Origin of the sequence: Draconibacterium orientale, assembly GCF_900111425.1 — a bacterium.
GTDB lineage: Bacteria > Bacteroidota > Bacteroidia > Bacteroidales > Prolixibacteraceae > Draconibacterium > Draconibacterium orientale.
The window spans coordinates 1-20,461 of sequence record NZ_FOHT01000024.1 but is presented as its reverse complement, the minus strand read 5'-3'; the positions used below and the strand labels follow the sequence as shown (position 1 = coordinate 20,461).

The window sequence follows — 20,461 nt, the reverse complement described above, 5'->3', positions numbered from 1 at the left end:
TTTATGCGTTAGAAACTACGGCAGCTGGTTCGTTTTCCAAACCATTTGTAGCGGTTGTTGGCTACGAAACGATATAAATTGTCGCGCCAGCTTTTGGGCAGTAGCTTAAATGCAGTCAGCCAGCTCCAGGGAGCTTTAAGGTGCTTGCAGATTTCAATTACCGCATCCGATTCGGAAAATACCTGGTTGTTTTGAATTAGCACTACGGTGTTAATTTCAAGCGGTAACTTAAACTCCTTTAATAGTGGTTGTCCTTCTTCCGATTGTAGCGCAACAAGCTTAAAATCGTCCTCCTGCGCTTTTTTTAGAATTAAATCGACTGCAGAATTACAAAGATTACAAACGCCGTCGAAAAGTAGTATCATTTGTTTTTGCTTCACACTAGCATAACAACGTGTAATCGTTTAGGTTGAAGGAAGGATTAAGGATTAAGGATTGAGGGATTGAGGGACTGAAAAACTGAAGGATTGAAATGTTTGAATGCTGAATGCAATAATGCTTGAATGCGTAAATGCTTAAATGAACAACGACTTTGGGTAACTCCGTGCCTCCTTTGAGCAATTTTGTGGTTAACTCCTTTATTGAAACGATTGAAATGCTTGAATGCTTGAATGATTAAATGAGCAACGACTTTGTGAAACACCGTGCCTCCTTTGAGCAACTTTGCGGTTAACTCCTTTATTGAAACATTGGACACTGACAAATTGTTGGATGCTTGATTCGAGATACTTGATACTGGATTCTGGATAGTCAACGCTACTTGATTTCACACGCTAGTAGCTTTATTCTTTGCGTAACTCTGAGATTCCTCCGTGAATCTCTGTGGTTAACTTTCTTAATTATGGGATTGAAGAATTGAAATGCTTGAATGCTTTAATGCTTTAATGCGTAAATGAGCAACGACTTTGTGAAACTCCGTGCCTCCTTTGAGCAACTTTGCGGTTAACTCCTTTATTGAAACATTGGACACTGACAAATTGTTGGTTACTGGTGTTGGATACTTGATACGAGATACTAGATTCTGGATACTGGATAGTCAACGATACTTGATTTCACACGCTCGTAGCTTTATTCTTTGCGTAACTCTGAGATTTCTCCGTGAATCTCGGTGGTTAACTTTCTTAATTTAAGGATTGAGGGATTGAAATGCTTGAATGCTTAATTGAGCAACGACTTTGTGAAACTCCGTGCCTCCTTTGAGCAACTTTGCGGTTAACTCTTTTTTTGAAAAATTGTAAGATTGCCTGTCGCTATTTTGCGTCAGCTAGTGACTAATGACCAATGACCAATGACTAATGACCAATGACCAATTGACTGGCAGCCCTCTACTTATTGGTTTTATAGTCGGTTATTAACCCCAATGTTAACCAGTTGGCCACTGCCTGGCGGTTATCGGGAATAACCAAACGTTTAACATCGCGCTGGTGGTTCATGTTGCCAAGCTCAATAAAAATGGCTGTAGGCCACGTACTTCTCACAACGTATAAATTTCTGTTCGATACCGTGCCGGTGTAACCCCGGTTAGGCTGATGTTCGTGGTATTTCTTTTCAATCGTGTCGCGAAGAATTTTACATGCTTTTTCTCCTGTTTCGCTGCGTTTATCGTGATAGAAAAAGATATCGATGTTTTCGCTTCTTGATCTTGAATCCACGTGTACGGCAATCATACGCTGAAAGGACCCCTTGTGTTTTTTATAAAGCTGGTTGACCGCATCAGTTCGTTGACGCAGTCGCTTGGTTTGGTTCAACGGAATTTTTAAGTTCGGATAACAAACTTCGTCTTTATCCGCTTTCAGGCTGTATTCATCACGTATTCCGTCGTTTTTGTCGCGGGTGATCATATACACTGTAGCGCCATTTTCAATAAGCTTTCGTGCCAGGCGTAAAGTAACATCGTAAGCGTATTCATCTTCATAAACATGGTAGCCATTGTATTTTCCAACAGCGCCGGGATCGGGGCCTCCATGGCCTCCTACCAGGTAATAAACAGCTCCTTTCAGGTCGTTACTTAAAATCTCAACATCGGCATACTTACTGCCAAAAATATCGTAGTGTACCATTTTGCCGGTTCCTTTTGAAGGAGTGGTACTTGCAGCAGGCGTTGCCGGCAATTTTGCCGTATCAGGAAGTTTGTATTTTACGCCGGCAAATAGGGTATTATTTTGCCCCAGGTTGCTTTTGTTTAAGGCAATAAAATCATCCATATATTCTACTGATGATAAACCATACCTGGTAAGCAAACGGTAAATGCCATCGCCTTTTAGTGCAACAACTTCTTTGGTTTGCGACTGGCTGTTTAAGGGAAGTAGAAATATTGCCAGAAATAAGATGAAAAGTATTTTGGTAACTGAATTTATATGTAAGTTTGACCCGAACATGTTTACTACTATTTTGTTTCCTTTGAACAACATTTAATGCTAAAATAGAATTAACGAAAAAAACTATAATTTATTTATGCGACAAACTATCAGCTATCTGTTGTTAATAACTTGCCTGTTGTTCACTTTTTCGTGTAAAACACAGTATGTTCAAAAAAGTTATGAAGTCGGTAATATTTCTGTGTCAGAGGAAGTTGGAACAATGGACAGTACTATTGTTCAGCTTTATGCGCCCTACAAAATCATTCTTGAAAAAGATATGAACCGGGTGTTAGCCATCTCTGAAAATGAATTGGTTAAAGGCAAGCCTGAAAGCCTGCTCACAAACTTTCTGGCCGATTTACTACTTGCACAGGGAGCAGTGGTGGCCAACAATCAGCAACTGAATATTACTCCTGCCGTATCGTTTTTTAATTATGGCGGTATTCGGTCAACGCTCCCCAAAGGTGAAATAACCGTGGGGAATATCTTTGAGTTAATGCCTTTTGAGAATGAATTGGTTTTATTGGAATTAAAAGGCGACAAAATGCAGGCCTTTCTGGATTATATTGCCGATCATGGAGGTGGAAGTGTTGGCGGTGTGGAAATGATTATTGCCAATGATAAAGCTACTGATGTGAAAATTCAGGGCGAGAAAATAGATTTCAATAAAAGTTACTGGTTGGCAACTAACGATTATGTAGCTGCCGGTGGCGATGGACTGGAAATGCTGGCCGAAAATGAGCAGTTTATAAACAGTGGCGAAAAAATACGTGATCTGATAATTAATTACCTGGAAGAATTGAGCGGTAATAATAAGCATGTTAACCCAAAGCTGGATGGGAGGATAAAATAATGGATAGAAGAAGATTTATAAGAAATGTGGCCGCCGGAACAGCCGGAATTACTTTAGGAGCGGTACCTTACGAATTGTTTGCTCACGAAGATTTTACCACGATATCGATACTGCACACCAACGATATTCACTGTCATATCGAACCATTTACAGGAAGTAACGAACGATATGCCAACAAAGGCGGTTTAGCACGAATTGCCAAACTGGCTGCGCTTGAGCGTCAAAAAAATCCGAATACCCTGTTGCTCGATGCCGGCGATATGTTTCAGGGAACGCCTTACTTTAACTACTTTAAAGGCGAGTTGATGTTAAAGGTGATGAGCGAGGCCGGTTACGATGCAAGTACAATTGGTAACCACGAATTTGATAACGGATTACAGGGAATAAAAGATCCGCTGCCCAATGCCGAATTCCCCATCATTTCTTCGAATTACGATTTCTCGGACACCATATTATCGGGAAGTTTCCCCGAGTATAAGATTTTTAGGCGCGATGGCGTAAAAATCGGAATTTACGGGGTCGGTATCGAGTTGGAAAACCTGGTTGGGAAGAAAAATTACGGAGCAACCGTTTATAACGATCCGGTGGTTGTTGCACAGCGAATGGAAAGTTTCCTGAAAAATGAAAAGAAATGCGATTTGGTAATCTGTCTTTCGCATATCGGATTACGTTACCGCGACAACAAGGTAAGCGATATGGTTCTTGCTGCCGAAACATCATTTACCGATTTAATTATTGGCGGACACACACACTCGTACCTTGAAAAACCACTGGAAGAAAAGAACAAACTCGGACAGACTGTAATTGTAAACCAAGCCTGGTGGGGTGGTCTTGTGGTTGGAAAAATAGATTTTGTTTTCGAAAAATCAAAAAGGAATAAAAAAGCAGTTTATTCCGATCTGCTATAAAAATTCAGCTGCCGATGCAACGATTTCACAGGCTATTGCTTTCTGCTGGTACCGGTGTATTGTTAAGTCTGCCCTGGCTGGGATTTCCCGGCTGGGTACTTTTTATTGCATTGGTTCCGCTGCTTTTTCTCGAACATTTCTTTTATAAGTTTAAAGAAGGTTTTCCCCCGGTTTCGCTGTGGGGGCATGTTTTTCTGGCAGCCTTGATTTGGAATATTCTGGCTTCGTGGTGGATGGCAAAAGTTTCGCTGGCAGGAGTGGGGTCGGCCATGATTTTCAATGCCTTTCTGCTGTCGTTCGTTTGGTGGGGAGCGCATTCCATTCACCGAAAATTATCATCGCCACTGGGCTATATTTCGTTGGTTGTTTTTTGGATTTCGCTGGAGTACCTGCAGTTTAAATGGGATATTGAATGGCCTTGCCTGCAACTGGGGAGTGTGTTAGCCACCGATGTAAAAATCATTCAGTGGTACGAATATACCGGAACTTTTGGCGGATCGCTGTGGATTTTGCTTGTGAATTTATTTCTCTTTCAGCTAATTCGGAATATTCAGCTGAAAAGTTCATTAAAAAAGACCGTTACAAGTTCAACTGCAATGCTGCTTTTGCTGGTCGTTCCGTTAATCATTTCTTTTCGGATGTACGCTTCATACCGGGAAACGGAAAATCCCATAAACATTGCCATTGTTCAACCCAACGTCGATCCGTATAGCGAAAGGTTCGACATGGAAGCAGAAACGCAAAAACTGGATGATTTTCTGCGGTTGGCCGCCGAAGTTACAAGCGATAGTGCCGACTTTATTGTTGGCCCGGAAACTTTGTTTGAACATCAAACCCTTTGGAATGAAGCAACTTTTGATTCGAATGCATTTTTAAACCGTTTACACAACTTTCTTCAGCAGTATAACCAGGCGGAACTGGTGTTTGGCGTTTCGTCTTACGAAGTGTACGAAAACAAAGAGGATATTACATACACCGCACAGCAAAACGATGGCGTAACTTACGATCGCTACAACACGGCAATGCTTTTTACCAAAGCCGGTGAGATACAGATTTACCATAAATCGAAACTGGTGGCCGGAGTTGAAAAGGTACCTTTCCAAAAATATCTTTCCTTCCTTAAGAACAACTACATTGATTTGGGAGGGGCTTCCGGTTCGCTGGGAAGCCAAAAAGAATCCTCAAACCTGGTAGCCGAAAAAGCTGTTATTGCACCCGTAATTTGTTTCGAGTCAGTATTTGGTGACTATGTGACCGGTTACATTAAAAAAGGAGCTGAAGTAATTTTTGTTATCACCAACGATGGATGGTGGAAAAACTCGCGCGGATACAAGCAACACCTTCTGTTTTCGCAGTTGCGGGCCGTTGAAACGCGGCGAAGCATCGCTCGGTCGGCAAACACCGGAACCTCGTGTTTTATTAACCAGCGTGGCGATGTTTTGCAGGCTACAAACTGGTGGCAGCAAACGACTATTGCCGGAACAATCAACAAAAATCAAGCACTGACTTTTTACGTGGAACATGGCGATTTTATCGCCCGTACTTCGGTGTTTATAAGCGTATTAATGGTGTTGCTGGTGTTGGTGAGAAGGTTCGCGTAAAGACAAAAAAAATCCGCACTAATCCATTGTGTATAACCCCTGTATAACAGGATTTGAGCGCCCGGCTGATCAAACTTCCATCGGTCCGAAGACTCACCCCGATAAATCGGGACTACAAGGCCTGCTTTTACAACCATAAAGAGCTTACTCGGTTTAATTTTTTCTGTTGAGTTTACCAATTTATAGATTAATGCGGAAAATATTTTTTCTCTCTCAAAGAACTCGTTTTCTATACTTCAAATGTAGGCGTAAGCTTTGGTATATGCAAATTTTGGAGGTTAATTTTAATGAATGAAAAGGTAATGTGTTGTTGGATAGTTTATTAAATCGTAACGATTTTTATGAAACTTTTATCGTATTATGTGAGTTGTTTTACCGCGTAGATGTTTATGATATGTTATCGTAAATTCCGAACTCCATTATTCGATTTTACGCGAACAAAATGTAATGCTTAAAATAATAGGGTGGAGTAATACAGGAGCTTTATTATATCGTATTTATGCGGTAACAAACAGTAATTTTTCACTAACGTAATAAGTAGGCCTTGATTTTTTACGCATTTATTTAACGGCCATCCCTATTAATTACTACGCGTTGTTGGATTTATTTCCTGCTTCCTCACACCAATAATTATCGGTAAAAAAAAGCAAAACCTTTATCCTGAATTCTCGCCTCAATGGTAATCCGTGGTACATGTGGAAACACCCTTTTTTTCGCATGTTACTCGCTCTTTTTGTGGCACTTAAATCAGCCGGTTTACGAATTCGTAACGAAACTATTGTATTAAAAAGTCGTGTATAACAGAATAATTTATAACATAAAAATAAATGTTGTTTATAGGCTCAGCGAAGCTTTTAAAATAATTGGCACAGAAGGTAAAATACACAAAAAAACGTATGCAATAGATCTCTTTCCGATTGTAAAATCCCTATTAATAGGGATTGCCGGCGGGTACTCAAAAATTTAATTTTGCCCTCATAATGATAATGATTCGGAGTGAAAACAATTATTACTGTAAAACAATAAAAGAATTGGGAAGAGACAGATGACTATAAGAATAATTACAGTAATAAGTGAAAACATAGCACCGTCGAAGTCCGGAGAGAATAGCATTACCAGTACTGATTGATTTTTTTTAGTCACTCATTTATATCAAATCTTAATAAAAATAAAAATTTAAAATACCTGTAATGGGCAAATATTTCCTCATCTTATTCTTTATGGCCGTAATGTCGGTTTCTGGGCAAAACACCAACCACAGTTCGGTTTATGGCAAAATAATTTCGGATGATGGCAGCCCGCTGGTATTTGCATCGGTGGTAATTAATGGCACTGCACAAGGTACGCTTACCAACGAGAAAGGTGAATTCGAAATTCATGTCCCATATGGAAAACACAAAGTTTCGGTTTCGTTTATAGGCTACGGCAAAGCTTCAAAAACTATTGAAACAAGTGCCGCAAACCGGCGGGCGAAACTCGATTTTGTGCTAAAAGAAAGCGCTGAAACCATAAATGAAGTTATTGTTAGCGGAAAATCCAGGAAAACAGAGCTGGAGACCCAGGGCTTTGCCATGAGTGCTGTTGAAACCGAAGAAATAAGTTTGCGCAGTGTTCAGGCTAACGAATTGTTAAACACAACCGCAGGCGTAAAAATACGTCAAAACGGAGGCTTGGGCTCCAACGTGGAATATTCGCTAAACGGTTTATCCGGAAGCGCTGTTCGAATTTTTATCGATGGTATTCCCATTTCAACCTACGGATCTTCGTTTAACCTAAGTAGCATTCCGCCGTCAATGATTAAGCAAATTGAGGTTTATAAAGGTGTGGTTCCGGGGCATTTAGCTGACGATGCTTTGGGTGGCGCCATTAACATTCAGCTTCATAAAAAGGCCAGAACCAGTTTCAATGCCTCCGTTTCGTACGGATCTTTCAACACTTTTCAAACAAGTGCTAACGGCACTTACCGCTTCGATAAATCGGGTTTAACCGTTAAAACATCGCTGTTCCATAATTATTCCGACAACGATTACAAAGTGTCGGGCCGAAGTGTTGTGGTTACCGGTTTGGGCGGTGTGCAAACTCCTGTTACTGCCCGGCGGTTTAACGATGCCTATCGCTCTACCGGCGGTATGGTGCAAATTGGTTTTATCGACGTAAAATGGGCCGATCAGTTTTTTGTTGGCGTTACCGGCTCCGACGACTATAAAGAAATTCAGCACGGCGCTTTTCTTACCATTACCCCTTACAAGGACCGGTTTATGGAATCGGATGCGCTGCTGGCCAACCTGAGTTATCAGAAAACAGATCTTTTTATCCGCGGATTGGACTTGAATGTGAACGGTTTGTACGGCAAACGTAATCGCGCCCTGGTTGATACGCTAGCCTGGGCTTACAGCTGGAATGGCGAGCGGGCCATCGATTTCAGAGGCAACGAATACCGGTATTCATGGGGATCGCAGCAGGAAGGTGGGCCAACGCTATCTGAAATTAACCGAAACGTATCGTCTATCCGAACAGGCCTTTCCTACACCATCAATCCCAATCACCGGATTTTGCTGAACCACGTTTTCAGCGGAATAGACCGGGAGGACAGTGATGAAATGCGATCGGTAATGGAAAATACCTTTAGCGGAACACGAGACTTGCGTAAAAACATATATTCTTTTACCTATGAATTTAATGCCTTCGACAACCGCTTAAAAACCAATGTGTTTGGAAAGCATTATCAGCAAAAAACAATTAGTGTCGATCCGGCCATTGAAACCGATGCCGACGGAAAAGATCAGATTGTTGACGAAGTGGTAAGCAGCAACAAAGAGCACAACGGATATGGTTTTGCCTTGTCTTACGCACTGATTTCTAAGGTTACGGTGTTAACATCGGCCGAAAAAGCAATACGCCTTCCTAACGAAACCGAAATATTTGGTAACGACGGGGATAACGTAGTGGCCAATTCAAGCATCAATCCCGAGCAAAGCAACAACTATAATGTGGGATTTCGCCTGGGAACTTTTTCGCTACGAAAGCATAATTTTGGACTTTCGGCTAACTTTTTCACCCGAAACATAAAAGACCGCATTGGCCTTCCCATCGAAACATCGCTCAATGTAAATGATGAACTCATTTTGTATGTAAATCAGGGAAGTGGCTCTTCAAAAGGCGTTGATGCTCAGCTGGATTACAATTACAATCGTAATTTCGGGCTTAACTTTAATATCTCGCGCTTTAACCTTACGGTTGAAAACAGGGGTGTGGAAATTGATGTTCCGAACACGCCATTTTTTACCATGAACGGAAGCCTGCGATACACTTTCAATAATTGGATACAAAATAACAGCCGGTTGAACCTCTTCTGCTCATTCTATTTTACCGAAGAGTTTTCGTACCTAGTTCCGCAGGGATCGAACACCGTTGGCGACGACTTTTTTAAAGTGCCCGAACAATTTACCCACGATGCCGGGCTGAGTTATACATTCCCAAACAAGGCATTTACTATGAGTTGCGATGTGAAAAATATTTTCGACAAACCGGTGTACGACAACTTATCGGTACAAAAAGCCGGTAGGGCGGTGTACCTGAAATTAAATTATACAATAAACTCTTTTTAACTACTAAAAATTTTATACGATGAAATGTAATTTTTTAAATACCAGAATTTTAGCTTTTGTTCTTGTTCTTGGCGGATTACTGGCTTCGTGCAGTAGCGATGACGACGAATTAATTCCAACACCTGATCCGACAGAAACAAGATGGATTACTGTGGCTGCAGCCCGAATGGGCGAAAACCCCGGAGATGGGAACGGCGGAACATTAATTTATGCGATTAATAGCGAAGAAGCGAAAGACCCAACAGTGTCAGTCGATCCTTTCGAAAACGGATTTATCGTTCCATCGAACAGAACGGCCAGGTTGCAATCTTCAGAAGATGGCAATACCATTTTCAACATCAGTTATGCCGGCGATACAGGCGGAAACTACACGAAATACACCGTTGAAGGTGGCCAAAACTTTACACAAAGCGGAACTTCAATCAGTATTGCGCCTTACGTTGGTTCTGCTCCCCGCTGGATAAAACTTTTTGATGGCGACCAAACCGGCGCCGCCGTATATGTTTCTACCGAGCATCAGTTCGACGAAAACGAGAATTACGTTCGAACCGAAGCTACCATGGGCGTTTTAACACTGGATTTGGCAAATTCTCAAATTAAAGAATTTCAGGAGCACAGCATCGCATTAAGTGCCGAAGAAGAAGCCGAAGGTTATTACATTTCCAGAATAGATATGCCCGTGTTGAACGCTGCCGGCGATAAACTTTATATCGGAGTGCGTTTGAGCAAGGTTGACCCTGCAACTGCTGAAAGCGAGAGTAACTTTGAAATTTTAGGCTCAAAAACCATTGTTCTGGATTACCCGTCTTTACTGAATCCTTCGGTTATCACTTCTTCAGTGGGTCACGGCAATACCAATGGTTACCGCAGTATCAACGCATTTTTGTATAACGGAAGCGTTTACCAGGCCAACCAGGCCGATCCGGATGGTTCGCATATTCTGAAAATTGATGCAAACAACGAATATGACGATAGTTACGATTTTAATTTAGACGAAGCGTTAGGTATCGAAGATGCTTATATTCTTGCCTGGCGACCAGTTTCAAACGGTAAAGCTGTTTTGGCTTACCGCCATGCAGGCTCGGTAGAAGGAGTTGCCGGAGCGCAGGGATTTTTTGCCCTGGTTGATTTAGAAGCGAAAACTGCCGTAAAAATCGATGACATTCCTTACGACCCCGATTTTTATTTGTTCCAATACCAGGGTTTTGCTGTTGACGGAACAGAGGTTTACGTTACTCAGGCCCCGGTAGGCGAAAACGGAAACATTTATGTAATTGATACCGAAACCGGTGAAGTAACAAAAGGAGCTGAAATGGTTAATGCCGAAGGAAGCCACTTTATCGGAACATTCTAGTCTTTTTAAATTACAAGTTGAATGAAAAGCGCTGTGGGATATTTTGCTCCACAGCGCTTTACTCACAAAATATCTTTCAAAAATTTAAATTGAATCAATAATGAAAACACAAACTTTAAGGTTTTTCTTTTTCGGAATATTCGCCTTACTAACGGCTTTTACAAGTATGGCGCAGCGCGGCAGTCAGAATCCGTTTCTGGACAGAGAGTACTGGGCTGCACATCCCGATCTTAACGATATTGAAGCCAAAGTTGCCGAGGGACATTCGCTTACCGAGGCCAACGGCGCCGGATACGACCCTACCACTTTTGCTATTTTTGGCGGAAACCCGGTAGCTACCATCAATTATCTTATTGAAAAAGGCAACGATGTAAACCGTCGTACACACGATTCGCGTACTTATATTTTTTGGGCCGCTTCCCGTGGAAATCTCGAGCTGGTGCAATATCTGGTGGGAAAAGGGGCCCGAATTGATTTAAAAGATTCGCATGGCTATTCTGCAACGCAGTTTACGGCTGCTTCGGGCCAAAGCAACACGAAGATTTACGATTTCCTGATTGAAAGCGGGGCCGATTTAAAGAACGAAAAAGACCACGACGGACGCGATGTGCTTTTGGTAGCCGCGCCAAGGGTGAAAAATCTGGATTTAATTGATTATTTCATCAGCAAAGGGCTACGTTTAAATACAAGCGACAACCATGGTAACGGATTGTTTAATATTGCTGCTCAGGGAGGAAATATCGATGTGCTGAAGGCTTTGGTTGCCCGAGGAGTTACAATCGATAAAAATACCAACACCAACGAAAATGCCATCTTGTTTGCCAGTCGTGGCGGAAGAGGCAGCAGCAACAGTTTGGCTGTTTTTCAATATTTGGAAGGATTAGGACTTGAGCCGAATATTACTTCAAACGATGGAGTAACGCCGCTGCACAATCTTTCGCGCTCTGCCAGCGACCTGGCAATTTTCCGGTATTTTATCGCTAAAGGAGTAAATCCAAATTCGGCAGATAAAGACGGAAACACACCGCTTTTGAATGCCGTATCGCGCAACAAACAAGAGGTGATTAGCTTTTTGGCCGAACATACAAGCGATATCAACCAAACGAATAACGAGGGGCACTCTGCCTTAACGCTTGCCATTCAGACTAACAGTGCTTCGGTAGTTGCTTATCTGCTTGAAAAAGGTGCGCAAACGAATATTCTGGATAAAAAGGGAAATAATCTGGCCTATTATCTTTTTGAAACTCGTGGCAATCCGCGCGATTTCGACGAGAAAGTGGCAGCACTACGCAAAGCCGGTTTCGATTTCAAAAAACGACAAGCCGACAACAGTACCATGTGGCATTTGGCCATTTCAAAAAACAATTTGGAGCTGCTGATAAAAGTTCAGGCTTTTGATGCCGATATCAATGCAAAAGACGACCAGGGAAACACTGTTTTGCACTATGCGGCCATGAAATCGAGTGATGCAGAAATACTTAAGTTTTTGGTGGCCAACGGTGCCGATATTAACGCAACAACTGAGTTTGGCGAGACCGCTTACGACCTGGCTCAGGAAAATGAATTGCTGAGTGAAAACAATGTGAGTTTAGAATTTTTGAAATAATTGAACACAATGAGTAGAATAATAAAACGGGCCTTATCAGTTATCGTACTTGCCCAGCTTTTCTTTTTACCTTCTTTTGCGCAGGCACCGGCTACGGTGTCGTACAAGTGTATGATACAAATGGCAAACTATACGGGCGAATATGCCTATGTGGTGGTGTCGTTAATGAATCCCGATGGCGATTATGTAAAAACCCTGTACATGCAGGGCGATGACCCGGAATGGTATCCCGACCTTAAAGATTGGTGGGCATTCAGCCACGCTGAAAACGAGAATATTGATGCTGTTACCGGAGCAACAGTTGGTAATGGCGAACGCAATATTATCGCTTTGGTACTTGATGCTTCACAAATAGACAGCGGCTATAAAATACGCTTCGAGTCGGCTGTCGAAAATCAGGAGTATCATAAGGTTGATGCTGAAATAGAGCTGAATTCGGCCACCATCAGAAACAAAGTTGACGGGAAAGGTTATATCCGTTATATCCGCATGATGCCAAATTCGTAAGTTATGGTTTTTTCGATATGGCGTATCAGCCACTTATTGCTTGCAGTAGTAGCCTCCCTGTTTTTATTGGTGGCTTCGGTTACCGGTGTAATTCTGGCTGTTGAGCCGATAACGAATAAAATACGTCCCTACAATATCGAACAGGCCGATGAACTTACACTTGCCGAGACATTAACAAACCTGAATGCGCGATACGACGAAATTCTTTCCATCTCACGCGACCGCAACGGGTTTGTTAGCGTTCAGGCTATTATTGACGGAGAAAATGAGCAGTTTTATGTAAATCCATTTAACGGAGAGAAACTGGGGCCAGCGATTGAAAAGGCTCCCATTTTTCAGTTCAGTACCAGTTTGCACAGGTCGTTGTTTCTTAAAGCTCCCGGTCGTTTTCTGATTGGCCTGGCAGCCTTTTTACTTTTTCTGATTGCCGTATCGGGTATTGTGCTTATTGCCAAACGCCAGGGCGGGATGCGCTATTTCTTTGCGCCGGTGGTTCGCGAAAACTTTTCGCAGTTTAACCACGTTGTTTATGCCCGGATGACCTTATTACCCATTATTGTTTTATCGCTAAGCGGTTCGTACCTGTCGTTACTGCGATTTAATCTCATTCCCGGGGAACAGATTATTCACGAAGTGGATTATGAAACGCTGACCGATGAACCGAAGCTTCCGCTGCATACTTTCGAATTCTTGAATACTACTACTCTGGGAGACCTTAGAAAAGTGGAGTATCCTTTTTCCGATTTTGTTGAAGATTATTATACCATCAGTTTAAAAGACCGCGAGGTGTTGTTAAACCAGTTTAACGGGCAGATTATTACCGAAAAGAAATTCCCTTGGGTTAGTGTGGCATCATCGTGGGCCACTGTAATACATACCGGCGAAGGAAGTATTGTTTGGAGTGTAATTTTGGCAGCCGGAAGCCTGGCCATTCTTTTTTTAATGCTTACAGGTTTCGTTATTTATTTTAAACGGCCGCGGATTCAGATTAAAAACAACTATTCGCGAAACGATTGCAGCCATATTGTATTGGTAGGTACCGAAGGAGCTACCACCCTGCAATTCGCTCACGAATTTCACCGGCAATTGCTAAAGGCCGGCATTAAAAGTTATTTAGGATTGATGAACGATTATGGGCCGTTCAGAAACATGAAACAGCTCATTATTTTTACCGCTACTTACGGGCAGGGAGAACCACCAGCCAGTGCCAGTCGCTTCAGGGAGCTGGCAACAAAATACCACCAAAAACAGCCATTCGCTTTTTCTGTTGTGGGATTTGGCTCTACTGCCTATCCGAATTATTGCCGCTTTGCCTACGAGGTTTTTGATTTACTGAAAAATCTTCCCAATGCTAATAGTTTAGGTGAAGTACACACTGTAAACAGTCATTCTTTTGAAGCGTTATCAAGGTGGGTAACGCATTGGGCCGAAGCAATGCAACTGACTCTTCAACTCGAGAAACCCAAACTAAAACTTTCTAAAAATCCGGTTTCCGATTTTGAAGTGATCGACCGTGTTGAAAATGAAAAAGAGAATACTTTTTTACTTACGCTAAAAAATACGAAAGGCGCAAAAGTTGTTTCGGGCGATCTTTTATCGGTTATTCCCGAGGACGATCCGCGAGAGCGGCTTTATTCCGTCGGAAACCTGGGAAATAATACTTTGGCCATAAGCGTAAAAAAATACCCCAATGGAATTTGCTCAACAATGTTGAGCCAACTGGAAAAAGGAGAAGTATTATCGGCTGAGGTAGTCAGAAATCTGAACTTTTATCTTCCGAAAAATACAAAAGAGGTGGTGCTTATTGCCACAGGAACTGGTATGGGGCCTTTTTTAGGAATGATTGCCTCGAACACCGGCCGGCAAAAACTGCACTTATACTGGGGCGGCCGAACCCTCGATTCGCTATTACCTTACAGAATGTATATTAATGAAGCGCTGCGCGACAAAAGGATACATAACTTTAGTCCGGCATACTCGCGAATGCAAACTCAAAAAGTTTATGTACAACACCTGATTAAAAAAGACGGGGCTAAAATTGCCGGTATTTTAAAGAAGGGCGGTTGTGTAATGATTTGCGGCTCGATTGCCATGCAGCATGATGTAGTGAAAGAACTGCAAACCATTTGCAGCACCTACCTGCAAAAAGACCTGAGCCATTTCCAAAACCGGAAACAGGTGAAGATGGATTGCTATTGATCTATGGAAAAGGATTATTTAGAGTTATTTAAAAGCAATTTTGATAGAAATAATTGCAGCCGACGGGCTTCAGGCAAAAAATAAAAAAGGGGATTCCATCATTTCTGATAAAATCCCCGCTTTGTGATCCCAAGCGGCGAGATGTCGAACTTTATGAAGGAGGATTTTGAGGGTGTGCTGAATTTTATGAATACAAAACAACAGAATAGGAAATTAAGAATGTAAGAGTTCAATAACTGTTTAAGAAACTAAGCAATTGGAATTTTGAAAAGCAAGTTTACTACAAACTAAACGAAAGGTATTTTCATCTATTTGCGGAATAAGTATCTTTGAGAGATGTTGTTCGAGAAGAATCATATCAACTTATACAAATCACTTTTCCGAGGAAGAACAGATATTTATGCAGTTCGTTGGGAAAAGAACGGAAGAAGTGGTTATATGTCGGTATACAAAGTTGATTGGACGGATTACAACAAACACAAAGCTCAAGGAGGAACTTTTAAAAACTATAAAAACAAAGAGTATTTGCCCTTTGATAATTCAGCAATAGAAGCACACTTTTCGGGAAAAGAAACGTGTGGAATTTATCCGTTACTCGAAGATAATACATCCTATTTTATTGCGGTTGATTTTGACAAGCAAAACTGGCTAGAAACAATTTTAAAACTACAAAATACTTGTTCAGCATTTAAAATCCCATCTTATATAGAACGTTCCCGTTCGGGCAATGGAGGTCATTTATGGATTTTCTTTGAAAATGCTTTTCCGGCACAACAGAGTCGAAAAATTATGTTTGAGTTACTGCGACACGCAAATATTATTTCGCATTTTGAAAAAGAACCAAGTTTTGACAGGTTATTTCCAAATCAGGATTATCATTCAGGCAAAGGAATGGGAAATTTAATTGCACTTCCGTTCCAAGGAAAATCAATAGCAAATGGTAATTCTTGTTTCATTAATCCCAAAAGCTTTGAACCAATTGAAAATCAGTGGAAGTTTTTAGAATCAATTAAGAAGGTTTCTATTTCGGAACTAAAAAACCTGTATGAAAAATTATTCGATGTTCAACCTAATGAAGTTTTTGTATCCTCTCCAGAGTTTAACAAGCCGTATGAACTAGAAATAGTCATAAGTAATCAGATTTACCTTAAACGTACACAGTTAAGCCAAAAGCTAATCGTTTTTCTGCGAGAACAATTGAATTTTTACAACTCAGATTATCTTGCAAAAAAGAACCTTGGAAAGAGCGTTTTCAATACCGAGAAGTTCTTCAAGTTAATTGAGGAGTCAGAAAATGAGGTAATGATTCCAAGAGGTTTTTCTGCATCATTGGTTCAATTCTGTACTAAAGAAAAAATTCCTTTCAAGATAATTGATAGACGAGAGAAAAAAGATTCCATTGATTTTGATTCGGAGATTACATTACAAGACCATCAGGAAATTGCACTTGAGAAAATACGTGAAAAGGATTTTGGTGTAATTGTTTCACCGCCTGGCTCAGGAAAAACAGTAATCGGACTTGAGATAATTGCAGAAAAACGACAACCGGCTCTAATCATCGTTCATAGAAAACAGTTATTTGACCAATGGATTGAACGCATTCAGGATTTTCTAAAAATTCCAAAAAAAGAAATAGGACAGTTCGGAAATCAAAAGAAAAAGATTGGCAAGCAAATTACTATTGCAATGATTCAATCTTTATCGCGATTAGATGACTACAACGAGGTAGCGAATGCCTTTGGAACAATTATTATTGATGAATGCCATCATATTCCTGCAAAATCATTTCGAGAAGCAATTGTCAATTTTAATGCGTTCTATTTGTATGGTTTAACAGCAACTCCCAAAAGAAAAAACAACGACCAGAAACTGATTTTCGTTTATATCGGAAATATTCTTTATCAGGTTAACCAGCAAAAGTTTTTGGCGGAAAGAAATATCCAAACAGAAATTAACATCAAGGAAACCGAACTATTCGCCCCTTTCGATTACAAGATTGACAAATACGAAACTATTTCGAGAATTTTGGTTCATGATACGCAACGAAATTCGCTGATTCTTCAGGACGTCGAGAACAATGCAAAAAGATTCAAAACAATTTTGATTTTATCTGAACGAAAAGCGCACGTTGATATTCTCAATCTATACTTAAAAGACAAGTATGAAACAATTACAATTCATGGAGATGATGCGGAAAGTGCAAGAAAAAGTAAAATTGAACAAATAAAACAGGGACATTTCAAGATTGTAATTTCAACGGGGCAATTCTTTGGAGAAGGTATTGATATTAGTAACTTGGAGTGCTTGTTTATTGTTTACCCTTTTGCTTTCGAGGGAAAACTAATTCAATACATTGGTCGAATCCAACGTTCAAAAAATCCACCAGTAATTTTTGATTATCGTGACTCAAAAATTGATTACTTTGAAAAGATGTTCAAACAACGAAAACGATATTATAATAAACTACTAAAATAGATGCCGGAAAGTCAAAATATAGAATGGAAAGAAAGTTGGAGGGACGAATACCTCAAGTGGATTTGTGGTTTTGCCAATGCCAAAGGAGGAAAGATAATCATTGGTAAAAATGACAATGGAGAAATTGTCGGGGTTGCAAAGGCAAAGCGATTAATGGAAGATATTCCAAACAAAATTCAAACACAACTTGGAATAATATGCGACGTCGATTTAAAAGAGGAAGACGGAAAAGATTATATTGAGATTGATGTAAAACCATACGATGTACTCATCTCATACCAAGGAAAATATCATTACAGAAGTGGAAGCACCAAACAAGAACTTAAAGGAAATGCTCTAAATAATCTTCTGCTTAAGAAAGCAGGAAAAACATGGGACGATGTTGTTGAACCACGTGCTAACTTTGAGGATATTGACCTTTCTGCTATTGAAGCCTTTAAAAAAGGAGCTACTATAAGTAAAAGATTGCCATTTCTTGCAGAGGGAGAAAACTTGGAACAAATACTTGACAACCTTTTACTGTTGGAAGGTGGGAACCTCAAACGTTCGGCAATACTGTTGTTTGGCAAAAATCCATGTAGATTTTTCATAAATGCTTTTGTGAAAATTGGCAGGTTTGGACAAACTGATGATGACTTGCGATTTCAGGAAGTAATTGAAGGAAATGCTTTTCAATTGGCAGATAAAGTCTTGGAAGTTCTTGACCGAAAGTTTTTTGTTTCTCCAATTTCGTACAAAGGTTTGCAACGTGTTGAGAGTTGGGAATATCCTTATGAAGCTATTCGTGAGGTTATTTTGAACGCTATCGTGCATCGGGATTATATGGGAGCGCCAATTCAAATAAGTGTTTATGACGATAAACTCATTGTATGGAATGAAGGTTCGCTGCCTGAAGACTTGACATTTGAGGATTTGAAAAAGAAGCATTCATCTCGTCCGCACAACCCAATTCTTGCGAGTGCATTCTTTAAAGGCGGTCTAATTGAAGCATGGGGACGTGGAACAATAAAAATCATAAACGAATGTAAAAAGGCTGGGCTACCTGAACCTGTGATAGAATCTTCTTCTGGAGGAATTAGTGTTACAGTTATGAAACCAAGAGAAACAGTTGATGAGGAATATTATTATGAAGGTTTAAATGCAAGACAAATAAAGGCAGTTGAGTTTGTTAAAGAGAATGGAAAAATTAAGAACAGCGAATATCAAATAATAAACAGCATTTCACAAAGAACCGCAACTAGGGAGTTAAAAGAACTAGTTGAAAAAGGTTTTTTCACTTTAACAGGTATTGGTGCAGGGGCGGTTTACAAAATAGAATGGAAGCTCAACAAATAATCGCGCCATAATCGCGCCATAATCGCGCCATAATTGCGCCAAGGTCAATTTAAGAGGGGCCGTCGAAAAGATGGATATGATATAGTTTTCAAAAAAGCTAAAAGGGTATGAAGCCAAATCATACCCTTTTGAAGACAAATGAAGCCAAGTGATCCCACCGGGACTCGAACCCAGATCGCAAGAACCGGAATCTTGTATTCTATCCATTGAACTATGGGACCGGTATCGGCTGCAAAAGTAACAAAATTCCCGAATGTCCATAGTTCAAATTCAAGTTAGCTTACCAATAAATGTTGATAAAATCGCCCTCTTCACTTACCGCACATTTTTTTATATCGCTACATTTGTCGGCATAAAGCTATGAATATGGAGGAGAAAACAGGACTGGCCATAAAGAAGTTCAATGATTACATTGACTCTTTTACAGGACTTAGCGAGGAGCAGCTTACGAATTTCGAGATCAAGAAAAATCATTCACTACGCGTTGCTGACCTGGCTTTACTATTGGCTAAAAATATGGAGCTTAACGAAACGGAAGCTCAATTGGCCTTTTTTATTGGATTATTTCACGACATTGGAAGGTTTCGGCAGCTGAAAGAATACAACACCTTTAATGATGCCAAATCGGTTGATCATGCCGAATTGGGAATTGACGTTTTACAGCAAGGCGACTTTTTTAATGATCTGGATGAAGGTCAGGAAGAATTAATATTACTGGCAATCGGGCAACACAATAAGTTGGGCCTTACAAAAGATATGACCGATAAAGAACGGCTTTTTGCCAAATTAATTCGCGATGTCGATAAGCTCGATATACTGCGGGTAATAACCGATTATTATTCCAATCCGAAGGCAACGCCAAATCATACTTTAACCTGGGAAATGCCAAAAGGCGTATCGGTATCAAAAGATGTGTTGAAACAGATTTTAAAAGGAGCTTTAGTGGCAAAAGAAAGTATTACCAACGAACTTGATATTAAAGTTATGCAGCTTTCGTGGGTGTACGATTTAAACTACAGGCCGTCGTTCGAGTTGATGATGGAAAAACGTTACCTGGAGAAAATCTATAATTCGATGCCCAAAAACGATACAGTGATTGAAATCTATCGAAAAGTAAAAGTATTCGTAGAGAATAAGTTTATTGCCTGATGAAAAAATTTATTCGGGCTGCTGTTTGGGAACGGAATGCCACGATAATAATGGCGATTCGTACCTTACTGCCTGGGGCGATTGAAACAATCCCTGCTAAAAATGGTTTTATCTATTGGTAAAACAGTTTTTATGCGAATTCGAGGGGTCTGGAAATGCCCGAAATATTGTTATAATCCTTATTAAATTTCAGAAATAATGGCAAACCGACTGGTATGTATGTGTAATTTTGTTGATGAGGCAGAGATTAAAAAACTGCTGGAAAAAGGAGCCGATTCTACTTCGCAGATTCAATCGTTAACACGTGCCGGAACATCTTGTGGTCGTTGTTTGCCTGTTATTGATGGTTTGGTTGAAGACCATTTAAAAACAAAACCCAAGCCACAACAAGGAAAGCTGCGACTCGGGTTCTAAACACAACATCAAAATATTTTCGTTAGAAGTATCTTGGCGATACCACTTCTTCTTTCTTAAATCTTAGTTCGTACGATATCATTACTTCGTGT

Annotated in this window: 14 protein-coding genes and 1 tRNA gene; 12 read left to right on the top strand and 3 right to left on the bottom strand. The window is 40.5% G+C overall.

Translation table 11 applies throughout. The features are described 5' to 3' along the window. Positions 1-8 precede the first annotated feature (8 nt). Positions 9-365, bottom strand: a complete 357-nt coding sequence (locus tag BMW53_RS13445) for a thiol-disulfide oxidoreductase DCC family protein (RefSeq protein WP_038559740.1) — start codon at positions 363-365, stop codon at positions 9-11. A 960-nt stretch (positions 366-1,325) separates the two neighbouring features. Further along, entirely contained in the window at positions 1,326-2,378 is a 1,053-nt protein-coding gene (locus BMW53_RS13440) for an N-acetylmuramoyl-L-alanine amidase family protein (RefSeq protein WP_074780797.1), read from the bottom strand. Positions 2,379-2,580: 202 nt separating this feature from the next. On the opposite strand from BMW53_RS13440, the gene BMW53_RS13435 reads away from it, so the two are divergent. The 10 genes from BMW53_RS13435 to BMW53_RS13390 all read left to right on the top strand — a co-directional run bounded on the left by BMW53_RS13435 (position 2,581) and on the right by BMW53_RS13390 (position 18,806). Further along, positions 2,581-3,213, top strand: a complete 633-nt coding sequence (locus tag BMW53_RS13435) for a 5'-nucleotidase C-terminal domain-containing protein (protein WP_038564883.1) — start codon at positions 2,581-2,583, stop codon at positions 3,211-3,213. After that, positions 3,213-4,121: a bifunctional metallophosphatase/5'-nucleotidase gene (locus BMW53_RS13430; RefSeq protein WP_038559743.1), complete on the top strand. Its 909-nt coding sequence runs from the start codon at positions 3,213-3,215 to the stop codon at positions 4,119-4,121. Before BMW53_RS13435 ends, BMW53_RS13430 begins: the two co-directional genes overlap by 1 nt. Before the next feature lie 14 nt (positions 4,122-4,135). Beyond that, the gene (gene lnt, locus BMW53_RS13425; protein ID WP_038559746.1) at positions 4,136-5,722 is read left to right on the top strand and encodes an apolipoprotein N-acyltransferase; all 1,587 of its coding nucleotides are present in this window, start codon (positions 4,136-4,138) and stop codon (positions 5,720-5,722) included. A gap of 1,190 nt (positions 5,723-6,912) precedes the next feature. After that, on the top strand, positions 6,913-9,330 hold the full coding sequence (locus BMW53_RS13420) for a TonB-dependent receptor (RefSeq protein WP_038559749.1): 2,418 nt from the start codon (positions 6,913-6,915) through the stop codon (positions 9,328-9,330). A 19-nt stretch (positions 9,331-9,349) separates the two neighbouring features. Beyond that, the gene (locus BMW53_RS13415; protein ID WP_038559752.1) at positions 9,350-10,684 is read left to right on the top strand and encodes a DUF4374 domain-containing protein; all 1,335 of its coding nucleotides are present in this window, start codon (positions 9,350-9,352) and stop codon (positions 10,682-10,684) included. A 100-nt stretch (positions 10,685-10,784) separates the two neighbouring features. Beyond that, positions 10,785-12,290: an ankyrin repeat domain-containing protein gene (locus BMW53_RS13410; protein ID WP_081804848.1), complete on the top strand. Its 1,506-nt coding sequence runs from the start codon at positions 10,785-10,787 to the stop codon at positions 12,288-12,290. A gap of 9 nt (positions 12,291-12,299) precedes the next feature. After that, the gene (locus BMW53_RS13405; RefSeq protein ID WP_038559754.1) at positions 12,300-12,797 is read left to right on the top strand and encodes a DUF2271 domain-containing protein; all 498 of its coding nucleotides are present in this window, start codon (positions 12,300-12,302) and stop codon (positions 12,795-12,797) included. Positions 12,798-12,800: 3 nt separating this feature from the next. Beyond that, the gene (locus BMW53_RS13400) at positions 12,801-14,996 is read left to right on the top strand and encodes a PepSY domain-containing protein (RefSeq protein WP_038559757.1); all 2,196 of its coding nucleotides are present in this window, start codon (positions 12,801-12,803) and stop codon (positions 14,994-14,996) included. A 336-nt stretch (positions 14,997-15,332) separates the two neighbouring features. Next, the gene (locus tag BMW53_RS13395; protein ID WP_074780781.1) at positions 15,333-17,471 is read left to right on the top strand and encodes a DEAD/DEAH box helicase; all 2,139 of its coding nucleotides are present in this window, start codon (positions 15,333-15,335) and stop codon (positions 17,469-17,471) included. Further along, on the top strand, positions 17,472-18,806 hold the full coding sequence (locus tag BMW53_RS13390; protein WP_038559760.1) for an ATP-binding protein: 1,335 nt from the start codon (positions 17,472-17,474) through the stop codon (positions 18,804-18,806). A gap of 149 nt (positions 18,807-18,955) precedes the next feature. On the opposite strand, the gene BMW53_RS13385 is transcribed toward BMW53_RS13390, so the two are convergent. Then, a tRNA-Arg gene (locus BMW53_RS13385) sits at positions 18,956-19,027 on the bottom strand. A gap of 145 nt (positions 19,028-19,172) precedes the next feature. Between BMW53_RS13385 and BMW53_RS13380 the strand changes: the two genes are divergently transcribed. Continuing rightward, entirely contained in the window at positions 19,173-19,955 is a 783-nt protein-coding gene (locus tag BMW53_RS13380; protein WP_038559763.1) for an HD domain-containing protein, read from the top strand. A gap of 198 nt (positions 19,956-20,153) precedes the next feature. Next, positions 20,154-20,369: a (2Fe-2S)-binding protein gene (locus BMW53_RS13375; protein ID WP_038559766.1), complete on the top strand. Its 216-nt coding sequence runs from the start codon at positions 20,154-20,156 to the stop codon at positions 20,367-20,369. Positions 20,370-20,461: the final 92 nt, after the last annotated feature.